We start from the raw sequence: 15,147 nt of genomic DNA on the forward strand, positions 1-15,147 counted from the left end.
ATCGCGACCGGCGGCCGCGGCGGCCCGGCCCGGCGGCCCAGCCTGGGCGCATGGACGACGCACCCACCCGCACCCTGACCCGCCCGGCGGCGGTCCTCTCGGCCGACGACGGCTCCGCCCCCTGGCTCCCCGCCGGCCGTGCGCCGCGGGCGCCCGGCCGCACGCGTCGGACGGTCGCCGTCGTCGGCGCGTGCGGCGGGGCCGGGGTCAGCACGCTCGCGGCGGCGCTCGCGCACGGGCTGCGCCGGTCGGGCGAGGGCGGTGTGCTCGTCGACCTCGACCTCCCCGGGCCCGGCGCCGACGTGCTGCTCGGCATCGAGGACGAGCCCGGCGCGCGGTGGCCCGAGCTCGTCGCCGCCCGCGGCGACGTCGACGGGGTCGGCCTGGTCGCCGCGCTGCCGCGCTGGCGCTCCGTCCCGGTGCTCTCCGGCGCCCGCCTGCGGCCCGCGCGGCCCGACGACGCCGTGGTCGTCGACGTGTGCACGGGCCTGCTGCGCGGCGGCGAGACGGTGGTTCTCGACCTGCCCCGCCCCGGCTCCTGGACGGCGGCCGCGCGCATGCTCGTCGCCGCGGCGGACGTGGTGCTGCTGGTGACCCCGTGCACCGCGCGCGGGGTCGCGGGGGCGCTCGCCGCGCGTGCCGACCTGGCCGACCTGGGCGTGCCGGAGCCGTGGCTCGTCGCCCGCCGGCCGGCCCCGGGCCGCATCGACGCGGTGGCGCTCGAGGACGCTCTCGGGCTGCGGGTGCGGGCGGCGCCCCGGTGGGACCCGCGGCTGGCGGCCGCCGTGGACCGGGGCGACGGGCCGGCCGTCGGACGGCGCTCACCGCTCGGACGCGCCGTGGCCACGCTCCTCGGCGCGCTGGCGGGTGCGTCGTGACGGCCGGGCCGGCGGCGGTGCGCCGGGGCCTGGCGGATCGGGGCCTGGTGGACCGGGGCCTGGTGGATCGGGGCCTGGTGGACCCGGCGCTCCTGGACGACGTGCGCGCCCGGGTGGGAGCCGCCGGGACGGCGCTGGACGACGCCACCGTGCGCGACGCGCTGCGCGCCACCGGGCGCGTCTTCGGGTCGGACGCGCTGACCGACCTCGCCCGCGCGGCACGGGCCGAGCTCACCGGCGCGGGCCCGCTGCAGCGGCTCCTGGACGCGCCGGACGTCACCGACGTGCTCGTCAACGGCCCGCACGACGTGTGGGTCGACCGCGGCGACGGGCTGCAGCGCACGGACCTCGACCTCGGGACCCCCGACGCCGTGCGCGCGCTCGCCGTGCGGATGGCCGCCGTCGCCGGGCAGCGCCTGGACGACGCCGCGCCGACGGTCGACGCCCGCATGCCCGACGGCACCCGCCTGCACGCGGTGGTCGAGCCCGTCGCGGCCGTGGGCGCGGTGATCGCGCTGCGGGTGCTGCGCCAGGCGACGCACTCCGTCGCGACCCTGGCGGCCGGCGGCGGCCTGCCCGGGCCGTGGGAGGGCGTGCTGCACGGACTGGTGGCCGGGCGGGCGAACCTGCTGGTCACCGGTGGCACCGGCACCGGGAAGACCACGCTGCTCGCCGCCCTGCTCTCCCTCGTGCCGCCCGACGAGCGCGTGCTCGTGGTCGAGGAGGCGCGCGAGCTCGCGCCGCAGCACGGGCACGTGGTGTCGCTCGCCGCGCGGCGCCCCAACGTCGAGGGGGTCGGCGAGGTGACGCTCACCGACCTGGTGCGCGGGGCGCTGCGGATGCGGCCCGACCGGATCGTGGTCGGCGAGTGCCGCGGGGCCGAGGTGCGGGAGCTGCTGCTCGCGATGAACACCGGGCACGACGGCGGGATGGCCACCGTGCACGCCAACGCGGTCGAGCACGTGCCCGCGCGGCTCGAGGCGCTCGCCGCCCTCGCCGGGATGCCGCGCGACGCCGTGGCCGCGCAGGCCGCGGCCGCCCTGGACGTCGTGCTGCACCTGCGGCGCCGGGGCGGGCGGCGCCACCTCGCGGAGATCGGGCTGGTCGACCGGGGACGCGACGGGCGGCTCACCGTCCGCCGCGCCGCCGCCTGGGAGCCGGGGGCCGAGGCCCGGCCCGACGGCGCGTGGGACGAGCTGGTCGGGCGGTGGGCGTCGTGACGGGCGATGCGTGGGTCGCTGGTGGGTGGGTGGCGCTCGGCGTCTGGGTGGCGCTGGGCCGGGGCGGGCGGAGCGCGGCCGCCCTCGTGCGTGGGGGCGTCGTGCGGCGGCGGATCGGCACGGTCCGGCTCACGGGCCGGGGGCGAGAGGCCGCCGGCGGGTCGGAGGCGGTGCGGGTGGCCGTCGCGCAGGTCGTCGCCCTGCTGCGCGCGGGTGCGCCCCCCGCGGCCGCGTGGTCGCGGGCCCTCGGGGTGCCGGTGGATCCCACCGGGGTGCCGGACGTCGCCGCGCTCGCCCCGGTGGTCGGGGGCGTCGGGCACGCCAGGTCGGTGGTCGCGGCGGCGGCGCTGGCGGGCGACGTGGGGGCGCCGCTCGCGGCGGTGCTCGACGCGGTGTCCGGCGCGCTGGTCGCCGAGGCCGAGGCACGCGCGGAGCGTGAGGCGTCCCTGGCCGGGCCGCGCGCCACGGCCCGGGTGCTGATGTGGCTCCCGCTGCTCGGCGCGCTGCTCGGCTGGCTGCTGGGCGCGGACCCGCTCGGGACCGCGCTCGACGGCGGCGCGGGCACGGCCGCGGTCTGCCTCGGGCTGCTGCTGCTCGCGGCCGGACGGGCGTGGACCGGCCGGCTCGTCGCGGCGGCGCGCACGGCGGGGACGGAGGCGGCATGAGCGCGGCGATCGGCGTCGTGACGCCTGCCGCCGCCGCGTGGGTGGTCGGTGCGGCGGCGCTGCTCGGGGTCCTGCCGTGGTGGTCGGCGCGAGCGGTTGCCGGCCGGCGGGCTTCGCTCCTCGCGAGCGACCGTCGCCCGATGGCTCCCACCGGGGGGCCGGGCGGCGACCCGGTGGACGTGCCTGTGATGCTCGAGCTGGTGGGCGCGGCGCTGCGGGCTGGCGCCGGCGTGCCGCGCGCGCTGGAGGCGACGGGCGCTGCCGTGGACTCGGCCGCAGGCCCGGCCGTCGGGGTGTCCGCCGACGGCGCTGCCCTGCGCGCCGCGGCAGACGCCCTGCGCCTCGGCGCGGACTGGGACGGCGCGTGGCGCCGCGCGCCCGACCGGCTCGGGCCGGTGCACCGGTCGCTGCGCGGGGCGTGGACCGACGGCGCGTCCCCGTCCGGCGCGCTGCGAGCGGCGGGGGAGGAGCTGCTGCGTGCACGCCGGTCCGCAGCCAGCACGGCCGCGGCCCGGCTGGCCGTACGCCTGGTGCTGCCGCTCGGTGCCTGCTTCCTGCCGGCGTTCGTGCTGGTCGGCCTGGTGCCGGTGCTGCTCGCGCTCGGTGTCGACCTGCTGTCCGGGTGACCCCCGGCCCACGACGGCCCGGGGATCACCCGGGTCACCCGCGCCCGCCCGACCGGGAGGGCGCGTCACGACCGGCCGACGCCGGTCACCCCAGGGAACACGGAGGAGACATGAGGAACGACATCGAGGGACACGAGGCCGCGGGCGGCGCGAACGCCGTCCGTGTGGGAGCAGTCGGCGAGGGCGAGGACCGCACACCGGGCGCGCCGTGCCGGCCGGACCGGCCGGACCCCGAGGCCGGGCTCGCGACCGCGGAGTACGCCGTCGCCACGGTGGCGGCGGTCGGGTTCGCCGGCCTGCTCATCGCGGTGCTGAAGAGCGACACCGTGCGAGGGCTGCTGGAGAACATCATCAGCTCGGCGCTGTCGGTCTGATGGCTGGGCACCGCAACCGCAGGACCGCGCTCGCCGGCCGGCCCCGGCCGGCGGGGAGGCGGTCGGACGGGCGTCGGGTCGACGGCCAGCGCGGCGCGGTCACGGCCGAGCTGGCGGTCGGGCTGCCCGTGGTGGTGCTCCTGCTGGTCGCGGTGCTCAGCCTCGCGGCCGCGTCCACGGCACAGATGCGTGCCCTGGACGCGGCCCGGGCCGGCGCACGCATGTACGCGATCGGGGAGGACGACGCGGCGGCTCGGCAGGCCGTCGCGCAGGTCGGCGGCGACGACGCCGAGGTGAGCGTCACCCGCGACGACACCTGGGTGCGCGTGACGGTCACGCGGCCGGTCGTGGGCGGATGGTTCTCCGGCGCGCCCTTGCGGGCGTCGGGGGACGCGACCGCGTGGGTCGAGCCGTGACTGAGAGCGCCTCCGGCGGGGCCGGGGAACGCGGCGCCGGGACCGTCGTCGTGCTGGCGCTGGCCGCGGTGGTCGTGCTGCTCGCGCTCGCCGTCGGCGCGCTGGGGTCCGCTCAACGTGCGCGGGGCTCGGCGCAGGCCGCGGCGGACCTCGGCGCCCTCGCCGGCGCCACCGCGTGGCGGCAGGGCGCCGACCCCTGCGCGACGGCGGCCGAGGCGGTGCGCCGCAACGGCGCCGAGGTGGTGACGTGCGTCCCGGAGGGTGGCGGCGCCGTCGGCGTGCGGGCCTCGCGGGCCGCCCTCGGCCCGGACGTGGGGCCGTGGGCGGGGTGGCTCGGCGACGCGACCGCCGGGGCGCGGGCCGGGCCCCGGCAGGACGTCGGCCCGGACGTCGATCCGGACGTCGATCCGGACGCCGGGCCGGAGCCGGGCCCGTGAGGCGCGGCCCGGCCGGGCCCGGTGCCCGCGGAGGTGTTCCGTCAGGAGGGGTTGACGTGGAACAGCGCGGCGCGCTCGCTGATCTTGCGGGCGCGGGCCAGGCGAGGCTTGTCGGAGCCGTCGCGGATCACGGAGCCGGAGGCCTCGAAGTCGGCGAGGAAGTCGACGGCCCACGCGACGTCCGCGCTGGACGGGCTGAAGGACTCGTTGATCACGGCCGGCGTCTCGAGGTCCAGGCAGAGCTTGCCGGTGAGGCCGAGGGACACGCCGTCGGCGGACTGCTCGCGCAGCAGCGCGTGGCTGGTGCCGACGGTGGGGCCGTCGATCGGGCCGGGGAGCCCGCCGATGCGGCTCGCGGTGACGAGGCGCGAGCGCGGGTACGCCATCGCGAGCGACTCGTTGGCGGTGCCCGTGTCACGACGGTAGTCGCCGGACCCGAACGCCAGGCGGAACGCCCCCGGGGCGCGCGCGATGCTCACGGCGTCCTCGATGCCCAGCGCGGACTCGACCAGCGGGATCACCGGCACGCTGCCGCCGAGGCGCTGGGCGGTGTCGATCACCTGGTCGGGCGACTCGGTCTTGGCGAGCATGACGCCGCACAGGCCCTGGGAGTCCCACAGGGCACGGACGTCGTCGGCCCAGGCCTGCGACCCGCGCTCGTTGATCCGCACCCAGGCGCGGCCGCCCTGGGCGAACCAGTCGAGCACCTTCTGGCGCGCCTCGTCCTTGCGGCTGTCGTCGACCGCGTCCTCGCAGTCGAGGATCACCTGGTCGGCGCGGGAGAGCTGGGCGGCGTCGAAGGTGTCGTCGCGCAGCGCCGACAGGAGCAGCCACGAGCGGGAGTTGGCGGGGTCGACGCGCGTGTCCTCGCGGGAACGGCGTCGTTCGGCGAGGTCGATCTCGATAGTCACCTCACGATGGTAGGTTCCGCCGGCGCGTGGCTCAGCACGGCATCCAACAAGCGCACGGCCGCGGACTTGTCGAGGGGCGCGTTGTCGCTGCCGCACTTGGGCGACTGGACGCACGCCGGGCAGCCGTCCGCGCACGTGCAGGAGGCGATGGCGTCGCGGGTCGCCCGCAGCCAGCGGGCGCCCAGCTCGTACCCGCGCTCGGCGAAGCCGGCGCCGCCGGGGTACGCGTCGTACACGAAGACGGTGGCCTCGCCGGTGTCGGGGTGCACCTCGGTGGACACCCCGCCCAGGTCCCAGCGGTCGCAGGTCGCGAGCAGCGGCAGCAGCCCGATCGACGCGTGCTCCGCCGCGTGCAGGGCGCCCGGCGTCTCCTCCGGGGAGACGCCCGCCGCCCGCAGCACGAAGTCCGGCACGGACCACCAGACGGCGGTCGTGGCGAGCGTCCGCGACGGCAGGTCGAGCGGCTCCGTGCCGAGCACCTGCATGTCGGGCAGGCGGCGGCGCTGGAAGCTCACCACCTGGCTCGTGACCTCCACCGGGCCGAGCCCCCAGCGCACCGGGCCCCACGCGCGCTCCTCGACGGGGCGGTGCCCCGCCTCGTCGATCGCGATCTCCATCACCTCGCGCGACCAGGTGCCGTGCTCCACGTCCTTGCGCACCACGAGCGCCACGTGATCGGCGAGGTCCAGGTGGTCCACGACGAACGTCGCGCCCTGGTGCACGTACACCGCGCCGTCGTGCACCTGCCCGTCGGCCGACCCGGCGTCCACCGTGCCGAGCAGCCGGCCCGTCGTCGCCTCGACCACCCGCACGGGGCGCCCGCCGGTGCCGCGCAGGTCCGCCATGCCCGACGCGGGCTGCGCGTGGGTCCAGTACCAGCCCGACGGCCGCCGTCGCAGGGCGCCGCGCGCGACCAGGACGTCGAGCACCTCGCGCACGGCGCGCGGGTCGCCGAAGGCCGCGAGGTCCTCGGCGCGCAGCGGCACCTCCTGCGCCGCGGCGCAGAGCTGCGGGGCGAGCACGTGCGGGTTGGCGGGGTCGAAGACGGTGGCCTCGAGGCCGGCGTCGAAGACCGCCTCCGGGTGGGTCACGAGGTAGGTGTCGAGGGGGTCCTCGCGGGCGACGAACGCGACCAGGCCCTCCGCCCCGGCCCGGCCCGCGCGGCCGGCCTGCTGCCAGAGGGACACCCGGGTGCCGGGCCAGCCGGCCACGAGCACGGCGTCCAGCCCGGAGATGTCGACGCCGAGCTCGAGCGCGTTCGTGGTGGCCAGGGCGCGGAGCTCGCCCGTGCGCAGCGCCTGCTCCAGGTCCCGGCGCTCCTCCGGCAGGTAGCCGCCGCGATAGCTCGCCACGCGCGCGCCCAGCTCGGCCGCGACCGGTCGCAGGTGGTCGCGCGTCTGCTGCGCCACCGACTCGGCACCCCGCCGCGACCGCGTGAACGCGAGCGTGCGGGCGCCGTGCGCGGTGAGGTCGGCCAGCAGGTCCGCCGTCTCGGCGGTCGCCGACCGGCGGGGGTGGGCAGCGGCCCCGCGCGTCGTGAGCACCGCCTCCCCCTCCTGCTCGGTGTGCGTCGCGTCGAGCGGGTCGGGCAGGGCCCACGGGTCGTCGTCGTGCGACGGCGCCTCGCCCGCGACGGCGCGCGAGCGCTCGAAGCCGGCCACCTCCGGCGGCTGCCACAGCGCGAACGTGCGGCGGCCCGCGGGCGAGGCGTCCTCCGTGACCTCCTCGACCTCCTCGGGCGCCACCCCCACCAGCCGCGCGGTGCTCGCGGCCGGCTCCGCCGTCGTCGCGCTGGCCACCACGAACACGGGCCCGGTGCCCGCGGCCGGGCTCGCGGGGGTGCCCGACGGCGCGAGCCGGTCGGACGGGCGGTAGTGGGCGGCCAGCCGGGTGAGCCGCCGCAGCACCAGCGACACGTGGGCGCCGAAGACGCCCCGGTACGCGTGCCCCTCGTCCACGACCACGTACCGCAGCCCCCGCAGCAGGCGCGCCCAGCGGCGGTGGCCGGGCAGCAGGGAGAAGTGCAGGAAGTCGGGGTTGGTGAGCACGACGTCGGCGTGCTCGGTCACCCACCGGCGCTCGTCGGTCGGGGTGTCGCCGTCGCAGGTCGCCACCCGCGGGCGCGGGGCGCCGCCGGGCATCGCCGCGACCAGCCGCTCGAGCCCCGCGAGCTGGTCGGCCGCCAGCGCCTTCGTGGGGGACAGGTACAGCACGGTGGCGGGCTCGGGCCCCCGCACGGCCGTGAGCGCGGGCAGCCAGAACGCGAGCGACTTGCCCGAGCCGGTCGACGTCGCCAGCGCCACGTGCCGCCCGTGCCACGCGGCGTCGGCGGCGGCGACCTGGTGCGCCCACGGCCGCTCGACGCCGAGGGCGCGGTAGCCGTCGACCACCGTCGGGTCGGCCCAGCCGGGCCAGTCCGCGGTGGCTCCCGCCCGGGCGGGGAACGTGCGCACGTGGGTGAGGCGGTCGGCCCGTGCGCCGTGCGCGGTCAGCACGTCCAGCAGCGGGTGCTGCTCGGGTGCGGAGGCGGGGGCGGCGGGCACGGCGACAGTCTCGCACCGCCCGCCGCGCGTCCCGTCGGGCCCCGTGGCGCGGCAGCGGACGTCGAGGAGGCGGGAACAGGTCGGGCATGTCCGCCAAGAGGACATCCGTGGCAAACGGGTGCCGTATCGGATTTTGAACCGGAATGGCACCCCGTTTCGGTGAAGAACGTGTGAGCATCCTCGATCTGGCTTTGTTATCCGATCGTGACATCGTTCCCTGGTACGCATGCCTCGATCCACCGCCCGTCGCTCCGTCGTGGCCGCAGTCGCCGGCGCGCTCGTCACCTCCGCCATGGTGGTGCCCGCCGCGGCCACCGCAGCCCCCGCCGCCGGAGCCACCTCCACCGCCGTCGCGTCAGCGCCCGTGCGCACCGCCGCCTCGAGCGGCGGCGTCCGCTGGGTCAAGTGGAACAAGGCGCCGATGACCAAGACGCAGTCCAGCAGGTCCCGCAAGGTCGCCCGCCCCGACGACGGCACCCGGTTGCGCGTCCTCGCCCGCGGCACGTACCGCCTCAAGGTCCGCACCCCTGCCGGCACGACCGGGTGGGTGTCCAAGAACGCCGTCACCCCGGTCAAGCTGAAGGACGTCTCCGGCACGCGGTACACCACCAAGCGGGTCGCGCTCACCAAGGACATCGGCTCGGGCTCGAAGGTCGTCAAGAGGGTCCACCTGGGCACCAGGACGACGGTGCTGGCGCGGACCACCGGGCGCGACTCCAACCGCGTCAAGGTGCGCGTGCCCGGCGGGAAGACCGGCTGGATCTCGACCAGCCGCATCACGACGCGCAACGTGTGGGGCAAGCTCGCGCGCTGCGAGTCGGGCGGCAACCCGCGGACCAACACCGGCAACGGGTTCTACGGGATGTACCAGTTCACGGGCCGCACGTGGCGGGCCGTCGGCGGCAAGGGCCTGCCGCACCGCCACAGCGCGGCGGAGCAGACCAAGCGGGCGCAGATCCTGCAGGACCGTGCCGGCTGGGGGCAGTGGCCGCACTGCACCCGCAAGCTCGGCCTGCGCTGAACCGCCTGTCGAGCCTGTCGAGCCTGTCGAGACCCGGGCAGCAGCGTCGACGGGCTCGACCGGCGAGCTTCGTCAGCCGGCGAGGACGGCCTGCATGGCCCGCGAGAGGTACCAGGGGTCGACGACCGCGGTGAGCTCCCGCGCGGAGTGCATCGACAGGATCGCGGCGCCGACGTCGACCACGCGGATGCCGAGGCGGGTGGCGGTGATCGGGCCGGTGGTGGACCCGCAGGGCACCGTGTTGTTCGAGACGAACTCCTGGCTCGGCACCCCGGCCGCCGCGCACGCGGCCTGCCAGCGCGCGGCCCCGTGCGCGTCCGTCGCATAGCGCTGGTTCGCGTTGATCTTGAGGATCGGCCCCTCGCCCGCGTGCGGGTGGTTGGCCGGGTCGTGCCGCTCCGGGTAGTTCGGGTGCACCGCGTGCCCGACGTCGGACGAGACGCACAGCGACGCCGCGAAGGCGCGCGCCCGCTCGTCCTCCGACGCGCCCAGGCCGGCGGAGACCCGCCGCAGCACGTCCTCCAGGAACGGCCCCGCGGCACCCGAGCGCGAACCCGACCCGATCTCCTCGTGGTCGAACGCCGCCACGACGCCGATCCCGGCGAGGTCCTCGGGCGCGACGCCGAGCAGCGCCGTGATCGCCGCGTGCGTCGAGAGCTGGTTGTCCAGGCGGGGCGACGCCCACAGCGCGGCGCCGATGCCGAACGCGCGCGGCGCCTGCGTCTCGGCGAGCACGACGTCGTAGCCGAGCACCTGCGCGGCGGGGACGCCGTCGCCTGCGGCGGCGGCGAGCTCGGCCAGCACGTCGGCCTGCGACACGTCGCCGAGCCCGACGACGGGCTGGGTGTGCCGCTGCTTGTCGAGCGTGAGGCCGTCGTTGGCCGAGCGGTCCAGGTGGATGGCGAGCTGCGGGATGCGCGCGATCGGGCCGGTGCGCACCAGGTGCTCCACGCCGTCGGACGTCACCAGCCGCCCGGCGAGCTCCACCTCGCGGTCGAGCCAGGAGTTGAGCAGCGGCCCGCCGTACACCTCGACGCCCGCCTGCACCCAGCCGTCGCGCCCGGTCGTGGGCCTCGGCTTGAGCTTGAACCCCGTCGAGTCGGTGTGCGTCCCCAGGATCGTGAACGGCGTGGTCGGCCCGGCCGACGGCGGCACCGCGAACGCGATCGCCGAGCCGTCGCGGACGACGACGTAGCGCCCCCCGGGCACGACGTCCCACGCGGCGGTCTCCTCGAGGCGGGCGAACCCGGCCGCCTCCGCGCGGCGCGCCACCTCCTCGGCGGCGTGGAACGAGGACGGCGAGGCGGTCACGAAGGCGCCGAGGTCCTCGGTGTGGGCGCGGGCGGCTGCGGGAACGACGTCGGGCATGGCCGTCATCCTGCCACGCGGGTCCCGGCATCCCGCGTGGGAGGCCCCGGCTCGACGGTCACCCGCGCGGCGGCCCCTCGTAGCCGTCGACGAGCTGCTGCCACGCGCCCGTGTCGCTGATGACGAACCGCCACCCCTCGTAGCCGTCCGAGTCCGGCTCCTGCATCACCTGCGCCTCGTGGGCCGTGACGGCGCCGGCGTCGACCGCGGCCTGCCAGTCGTCGGCGGTCGCCGGGCACCCCCCGGGGCCCATGAGGGGCCAGCCGTACGCCCACCAACCGACGCCCTCGTCCGTGCCGCCCCCGAGGCCCTGGCCGCCGTACATCGTGCAGGGGCGCGTGCCGGACAGCAGCCGCGCGAGGATCGCGTACACGTCCTCGTCCTCCTCGGCGGCAGGCAGCTCGAAGAGCTCCCGCGGGGACTTCCCGCCCCAGTTCTCGTCGATCCGGTCCGACGCCTCGGCGAGCGCGATGAGCGCCTCGTCGTCGCACGCCAGAGCGGCGTCGAGCATCGTCCTCGCGGTGTCGTGCACGGGGCCGGGCAGCTCGGTCCAGTCGTGGTCGGGAAGATCGAGCCCGGCCGCGGAGCATGCGCCGTCGCCCGACGCACCGGCTTCCGAGCCCGGGGAGAGGAGCGTCGCCCCGTCCTGGTCCAGCCGGACGTGCCGCCACGGCCCGACGACCAGGGCGTGCTCGGTGAAGTCCTTCGACCACACGACCTCGAACGTCGCGACGCGGTACTCGCCGTCGGGGAGGGAGGTCGCGTAGGCGGTCGTGCCCTCGGCCACGCCGTCCGGGGCGCAGGTCGTGAGCGTGGAGTCCTCGGCGGTCCGGTCCAGGTCCCCCGGGCGCACCTCGACCGGGTCCTCCGTCATGTCGATGCCGAGGTCGACCACCGTGCCGTACTGCTCCCACAACAGGCTGGGGCCGATGAGCACGGCGTCGTCGGGCGGGTTCTCGCCCACGACGGTGCGGGTGGCCAGGCGCAGCGTCGCCGGGGCGTCGTCCGAGGCGGGGCCGCCGAGGTGCGGGTCATCTCCGACGGCGCCGATCGTGATGCCCTGCCCGCCCCCGGCGGCCGGGCTGCCGGGGGTGGGCACGTCGTCCGCCGGCATGCCGCACCTGAGCTCCGTCCCCTCGAGCCAGCCGGGCTGGTGCCCGGGCTGGATGACGTCGACCGCGCGGGAGCCCGCGGCCGGCGAGGACGGCGACGGCGAGCTCGTCGGGGTCGGTGTCGGGCTGTTCGCCGGCCCGGGCAGCGGCTGCGGGGCGTCGGGCATCAGCGCGGCGCCGCCCAGCACCAGCCCGGCGGCGACGGCGAGCGTCGTCGCGCCGATCCCGGCCTGCTTGACCGTGCGCCGTCGCCGGACGCGGCGTCGCACCGACCCCAGCGCTCCGTCGTCCAGCCCGGAGGACGCGGCGCCGAGCCCCGCCAGCGCGTCCAGCTCGCGGCGCAGCGTCTCGTCGGTGCGGGCGTCCGTCCAGCCGTCCCGCGCGTGGTTGCGACCGTCGTGGGTGCTCATCGTGCGGCCCTCCGCTCCGCCGTCGTGCGGCCCGTCGCCGCTCCGGTGACCCCCGTCGGGGTGGTCGCGCGCGGCGCGGCGGCCCCGTCGTCGGGGACGTGCAGCACGTCGCGCAGCGTCGCCGTGGCGTCCGCCAGGTAGCGCTTGACCGTGCCCTGCGCGAGGCCGAGCTGCTCGGCCACCTGCGGCACGGTGAGGTCCTCGAGGTAGCGCAGCACGACGCACGCCCGCTCGCGGGGGGCGAGGCGCCCGAGCGCCGCCGCGACGTCCGCCCGCGCCGTCGCCCCGGACGCCGCGCCGCGGACCCGGTCGGCGGTCGCGACGAGGGGACGCGCCGCGGCCCACCTCTTCCTCCGCCGGTGCTCGTCGAGGAAGAGCGTGAGGATCGCGCGCCGCACGTACGCCTCGCTCGTCCCGCCGCCGTCCAGCGGGTGCACGCCCGGCCGGTCCGTGCCGCCGCGGCGCAGCCGCGCGAACACCTTGACCAGCGCGTCCTGCACCAGGTCCTCCGCGAGCCGCTGGTCCCCGCACAGCACGTACGCGTAACCCACCAGGGCACGTCCTCGTGCCCGTGCGAGCTCCGCGAGCTCGTCCTCCCAGCGACTCATGGTCCCCTCCCGTGCCGTCCTCACCCACTCAGACGGTCGGGAGGGACGAACCGTTGGGTCGGGACGGGGCCGATCTCCCCGTGGTTCGTGACGGCCGTCACATATGGGTAGACTCCCGGGCATCCCGCCGTCAACGGCGATGGCGGGACCTTACCGACGGGCGGTCACCGCCGTCCCCGCCGGGTCGAGGGAAGCGCGTCAAGGAGGACGGATGCTCACGTTCGGGTCCAGCAGCGTCGTGATCGTCGCCGTGATCGGGGTGATCGGACTGGCCGCCCTGGTGTGCGCGGGCGCCCTGCGCAGACAGGTGCTCGCCGCCCCCGAGGGCACCCCGGGCATGCAGGAGATCGCCCAGGGCGTGCAGGAGGGCGCCTCGGCCTATCTCAGCCGGCAGTTCCGCACCCTCGCGCTCTTCGCGGTCGTGGTCTTCGCGCTCCTGTTCCTCCTGCCGGGGGACGGCGGGGTGCGGGTCGGGCGGTCGATCGCGTTCCTCGTCGGCGCCGGGTTCTCCGCCGCGATCGGCTACCTCGGCATGTGGCTCGCCGTGCGGGCCAACGTCCGCGTGGCGGCGGCCGCGACGCGACCCGACGGGCGCGCCCAAGGCGCGCGGATCGCGTTCCGCACCGGCGGCGTGGTGGGCATGTCCGTGGTGGGGCTGGGCCTCCTGGGGGCCGCCCTCGTCGTCCTCGTCTACCGGACCGACGCGCCCGCCGTGCTGGAGGGCTTCGGCTTCGGCGCGGCGCTGCTCGCCATGTTCATGCGCGTGGGCGGCGGCATCTTCACCAAGGCCGCCGACGTCGGCGCCGACCTGGTGGGCAAGGTCGAGCAGGGCATCCCGGAGGACGACCCGCGCAACGCCGCCACCATCGCCGACAACGTGGGCGACAACGTCGGCGACTGCGCCGGCATGGCCGCCGACCTCTTCGAGTCGTACGCCGTCACGCTCGTCGCGGCGCTCATCCTCGGCAAGGCCGTGATGGGGGAGCAGGGTCTCGTCTTCCCGCTGATCGTCACGGCGATCGGCGCGTTCGTCGCGCTGCTCGGCGTGCTCGTGACCCGGGTGCGGGGCAACGAGAACGGTCTCGCCGCGATCAACCGCGGCTTCTACATCTCCGCCGTCGTCGGTGCGCTGCTGGCCGCCGTCGCCGCGTTCGTCTACCTGCCGTCGTCGTTCTCCGAGCTGTCCGGCACCGCCGAACTCGGCGACGTCACCTCCGACCCGCGGGTCGTCGCCTCGCTCGCCGTCGTCATCGGGGTCGTCCTCGCGGGCATCATCCTGTGGATCACGGGGTACTTCACGGGCACGACGTCGAAGCCGACGCTGCACGTCGCGGCCACGTCGCGCACCGGCGCGGCCACCGTGGTGCTGTCCGGCATCGGCGTGGGCTTCGAGTCCGCCGTGTACACGGCGGGCGTGATCGCCGCCGCGATCTGCGGGGTCTTCCTGCTCGCGGGCGGATCGATCTGGCTCTCGCTGTTCCTCGTGGCCCTGGCCGGCTGCGGCCTGCTCACCACCGTGGGCGTGATCGTCGCGATGGACACCTTCGGGCCGGTGAGCGACAACGCCCAGGGCATCGCGGAGATGTCGGGCGAGGTCGACGAGGAGGCCGCGCAGATCCTCACCGACCTGGACGCGGTCGGGAACACCACCAAGGCCATCACCAAGGGCATCGCGATCGCGACGGCCGTGCTCGCGGCCACCGCGCTCTTCGGCTCCTACGCGGACGCCGTGGCGGGCGCCGTGGGCGAGGTCCAGGAGATCGGCGCCGGCCTGGTGCCCGCGATGCTCAGCTTCGAGATCATCTCGCCCGTCACCCTCGTGGGCGTCATCCTCGGCGCCGCGACGGTGTTCCTGTTCTCCGGTCTCGCGATCGACGCCGTGACCCGCGCCGCCGGCGCGATCGTCTTCGAGGTGCGCCGCCAGTTCCGCGAGCACCCCGGCATCATGACCTTCGACGAGCGTCCCGAGTACGGCAAGGTCGTCGACATCTGCACCCGCGACTCCCTGCGCGAGCTCGCCACCCCCGGCCTGCTCGCGGCGTTCGCGCCCATCGCCGTCGGCTTCGGCCTCGGCGTCGGCCCGCTCGCGGGCTTCCTCGCCGGCGCGATCGGCGCCGGCGTGCTGATGGCCGTGTTCCTCGCCAACTCCGGCGGCGCGTGGGACAACGCGAAGAAGATCGTCGAGGACGGCGCCTTCGGCGGCAAGGGGTCCGACGCGCACGCGGCCACCGTCATCGGCGACACCGTGGGCGACCCGTTCAAGGACACCGCCGGCCCGGCGATCAACCCGCTCATCAAGGTGATGAACCTGGTGTCCGTGCTCATCGCGCCCGCCGTGGTGATGCTGAGCGTGCCTGCCGACGCGAACCAGGCGCTGCGGATCTCCATCGCGGTCGCCGCGGCGGCGGTCGCCTTCGGGGCGGTCATCATGTCCCGCCTGCGGGCCGCCCGCGTCGACCGCGAGCAGGCCGACGAGACCGCGAGCGTCCCCGCGAGATAGAGAACCCCGAGTCGCGAGATAGAGAAGCTCGGACAGGACCGCACCCGCGTGCGGTCCT

The 15,147-nt window shown here is 76.8% G+C and carries 14 protein-coding genes; 9 read left to right on the top strand and 5 right to left on the bottom strand.

Translation table 11 applies throughout. From position 1 onward, the window contains the following. Nucleotides 1-50: 50 nt before the first annotated feature. The 7 genes from ACQFYA_RS03695 to ACQFYA_RS03725 all read left to right on the top strand — a co-directional run bounded on the left by ACQFYA_RS03695 (nucleotide 51) and on the right by ACQFYA_RS03725 (nucleotide 4,616). Nucleotides 51-878, top strand: coding sequence for a P-loop NTPase (locus ACQFYA_RS03695; RefSeq protein WP_499121650.1), 828 nt, complete (start codon nucleotides 51-53; stop codon nucleotides 876-878). A gap of 77 nt (nucleotides 879-955) precedes the next feature. Continuing rightward, nucleotides 956-2,098, top strand: a complete 1,143-nt coding sequence (locus ACQFYA_RS03700) for a TadA family conjugal transfer-associated ATPase (RefSeq protein WP_499127418.1) — start codon at nucleotides 956-958, stop codon at nucleotides 2,096-2,098. Continuing rightward, nucleotides 2,095-2,763 (top strand): hypothetical protein, encoded by a 669-nt coding sequence (locus tag ACQFYA_RS03705; protein ID WP_499121651.1) that lies wholly within the window; start codon nucleotides 2,095-2,097, stop codon nucleotides 2,761-2,763. The genes ACQFYA_RS03700 and ACQFYA_RS03705 overlap by 4 nt, the downstream gene beginning before the upstream one ends. Next, the gene (locus ACQFYA_RS03710) at nucleotides 2,760-3,389 is read left to right on the top strand and encodes a type II secretion system F family protein (protein ID WP_499121652.1); all 630 of its coding nucleotides are present in this window, start codon (nucleotides 2,760-2,762) and stop codon (nucleotides 3,387-3,389) included. The genes ACQFYA_RS03705 and ACQFYA_RS03710 overlap by 4 nt, the downstream gene beginning before the upstream one ends. 110 nt (nucleotides 3,390-3,499) lie before the next feature. Beyond that, nucleotides 3,500-3,763 carry a DUF4244 domain-containing protein gene (locus ACQFYA_RS03715; RefSeq protein WP_499121653.1) on the top strand — a complete coding sequence of 88 codons (264 nt, stop codon included), beginning with the start codon at nucleotides 3,500-3,502 and terminating at the stop codon, nucleotides 3,761-3,763. Further along, nucleotides 3,763-4,179 carry a TadE family type IV pilus minor pilin gene (locus tag ACQFYA_RS03720; protein WP_499121654.1) on the top strand — a complete coding sequence of 139 codons (417 nt, stop codon included), beginning with the start codon at nucleotides 3,763-3,765 and terminating at the stop codon, nucleotides 4,177-4,179. Before ACQFYA_RS03715 ends, ACQFYA_RS03720 begins: the two co-directional genes overlap by 1 nt. Next, nucleotides 4,176-4,616: an Rv3654c family TadE-like protein gene (locus tag ACQFYA_RS03725; protein ID WP_499121655.1), complete on the top strand. Its 441-nt coding sequence runs from the start codon at nucleotides 4,176-4,178 to the stop codon at nucleotides 4,614-4,616. Before ACQFYA_RS03720 ends, ACQFYA_RS03725 begins: the two co-directional genes overlap by 4 nt. A 41-nt stretch (nucleotides 4,617-4,657) precedes the next feature. Here the strand turns inward: ACQFYA_RS03725 and ACQFYA_RS03730 are convergent, their stop codons facing one another. Both ACQFYA_RS03730 and ACQFYA_RS03735 read right to left on the bottom strand, forming a co-directional pair. Then, entirely contained in the window at nucleotides 4,658-5,527 is an 870-nt protein-coding gene (locus tag ACQFYA_RS03730; RefSeq protein ID WP_499121656.1) for an HpcH/HpaI aldolase/citrate lyase family protein, read from the bottom strand. After that, nucleotides 5,524-8,070, bottom strand: coding sequence for a DEAD/DEAH box helicase (locus ACQFYA_RS03735; protein ID WP_499121658.1), 2,547 nt, complete (start codon nucleotides 8,068-8,070; stop codon nucleotides 5,524-5,526). Before ACQFYA_RS03735 ends, ACQFYA_RS03730 begins: the two co-directional genes overlap by 4 nt. Before the next feature lie 226 nt (nucleotides 8,071-8,296). Between ACQFYA_RS03735 and ACQFYA_RS03740 the strand changes: the two genes are divergently transcribed. Then, nucleotides 8,297-9,091: a transglycosylase family protein gene (locus ACQFYA_RS03740; protein ID WP_499121659.1), complete on the top strand. Its 795-nt coding sequence runs from the start codon at nucleotides 8,297-8,299 to the stop codon at nucleotides 9,089-9,091. A 72-nt stretch (nucleotides 9,092-9,163) separates the two neighbouring features. On the opposite strand, the gene ACQFYA_RS03745 is transcribed toward ACQFYA_RS03740, so the two are convergent. From ACQFYA_RS03745 to ACQFYA_RS03755, 3 genes are read right to left on the bottom strand one after another with little or no spacing between them, the layout of a single operon-like run. Beyond that, nucleotides 9,164-10,459, bottom strand: a complete 1,296-nt coding sequence (locus ACQFYA_RS03745) for a M18 family aminopeptidase (protein ID WP_499121660.1) — start codon at nucleotides 10,457-10,459, stop codon at nucleotides 9,164-9,166. A gap of 58 nt (nucleotides 10,460-10,517) precedes the next feature. Continuing rightward, a complete protein-coding gene (locus tag ACQFYA_RS03750; RefSeq protein WP_499121661.1) occupies nucleotides 10,518-11,981 on the bottom strand; it encodes a hypothetical protein in 1,464 nt (487 codons plus the stop codon). Next, nucleotides 11,978-12,589, bottom strand: a complete 612-nt coding sequence (locus ACQFYA_RS03755) for an RNA polymerase sigma factor (protein WP_499121663.1) — start codon at nucleotides 12,587-12,589, stop codon at nucleotides 11,978-11,980. Before ACQFYA_RS03755 ends, ACQFYA_RS03750 begins: the two co-directional genes overlap by 4 nt. Nucleotides 12,590-12,800: 211 nt before the next feature. Between ACQFYA_RS03755 and ACQFYA_RS03760 the strand changes: the two genes are divergently transcribed. After that, on the top strand, nucleotides 12,801-15,089 hold the full coding sequence (locus ACQFYA_RS03760; RefSeq protein ID WP_499121664.1) for a sodium-translocating pyrophosphatase: 2,289 nt from the start codon (nucleotides 12,801-12,803) through the stop codon (nucleotides 15,087-15,089). Nucleotides 15,090-15,147 lie beyond the last annotated feature (58 nt).

Source organism: Promicromonospora sp. Marseille-Q5078 (assembly GCF_050315395.1).
Classification (GTDB): domain Bacteria; phylum Actinomycetota; class Actinomycetes; order Actinomycetales; family Cellulomonadaceae; genus Isoptericola.

Bases quoted from the DNA above. Each gene is read 5' to 3' on its own strand.
- ACQFYA_RS03750 (WP_499121661.1), bottom strand. From the start codon at position 11,981: ATGAGCACCCACGACGGTCGCAACCACGCGCGGGACGGCTGGACGGAC.
- ACQFYA_RS03710 (WP_499121652.1), top strand. From the start codon at position 2,760: ATGAGCGCGGCGATCGGCGTCGTGACGCCTGCCGCCGCCGCGTGGGTG.
- ACQFYA_RS03740 (WP_499121659.1), top strand. From the start codon at position 8,297: ATGCCTCGATCCACCGCCCGTCGCTCCGTCGTGGCCGCAGTCGCCGGC.
- ACQFYA_RS03695 (WP_499121650.1), top strand. From the start codon at position 51: ATGGACGACGCACCCACCCGCACCCTGACCCGCCCGGCGGCGGTCCTC.
- ACQFYA_RS03755 (WP_499121663.1), bottom strand. From the start codon at position 12,589: ATGAGTCGCTGGGAGGACGAGCTCGCGGAGCTCGCACGGGCACGAGGA.
- ACQFYA_RS03720 (WP_499121654.1), top strand. From the start codon at position 3,763: ATGGCTGGGCACCGCAACCGCAGGACCGCGCTCGCCGGCCGGCCCCGG.
- ACQFYA_RS03745 (WP_499121660.1), bottom strand. From the start codon at position 10,459: ATGCCCGACGTCGTTCCCGCAGCCGCCCGCGCCCACACCGAGGACCTC.
- ACQFYA_RS03760 (WP_499121664.1), top strand. From the start codon at position 12,801: ATGCTCACGTTCGGGTCCAGCAGCGTCGTGATCGTCGCCGTGATCGGG.
- ACQFYA_RS03715 (WP_499121653.1), top strand. From the start codon at position 3,500: ATGAGGAACGACATCGAGGGACACGAGGCCGCGGGCGGCGCGAACGCC.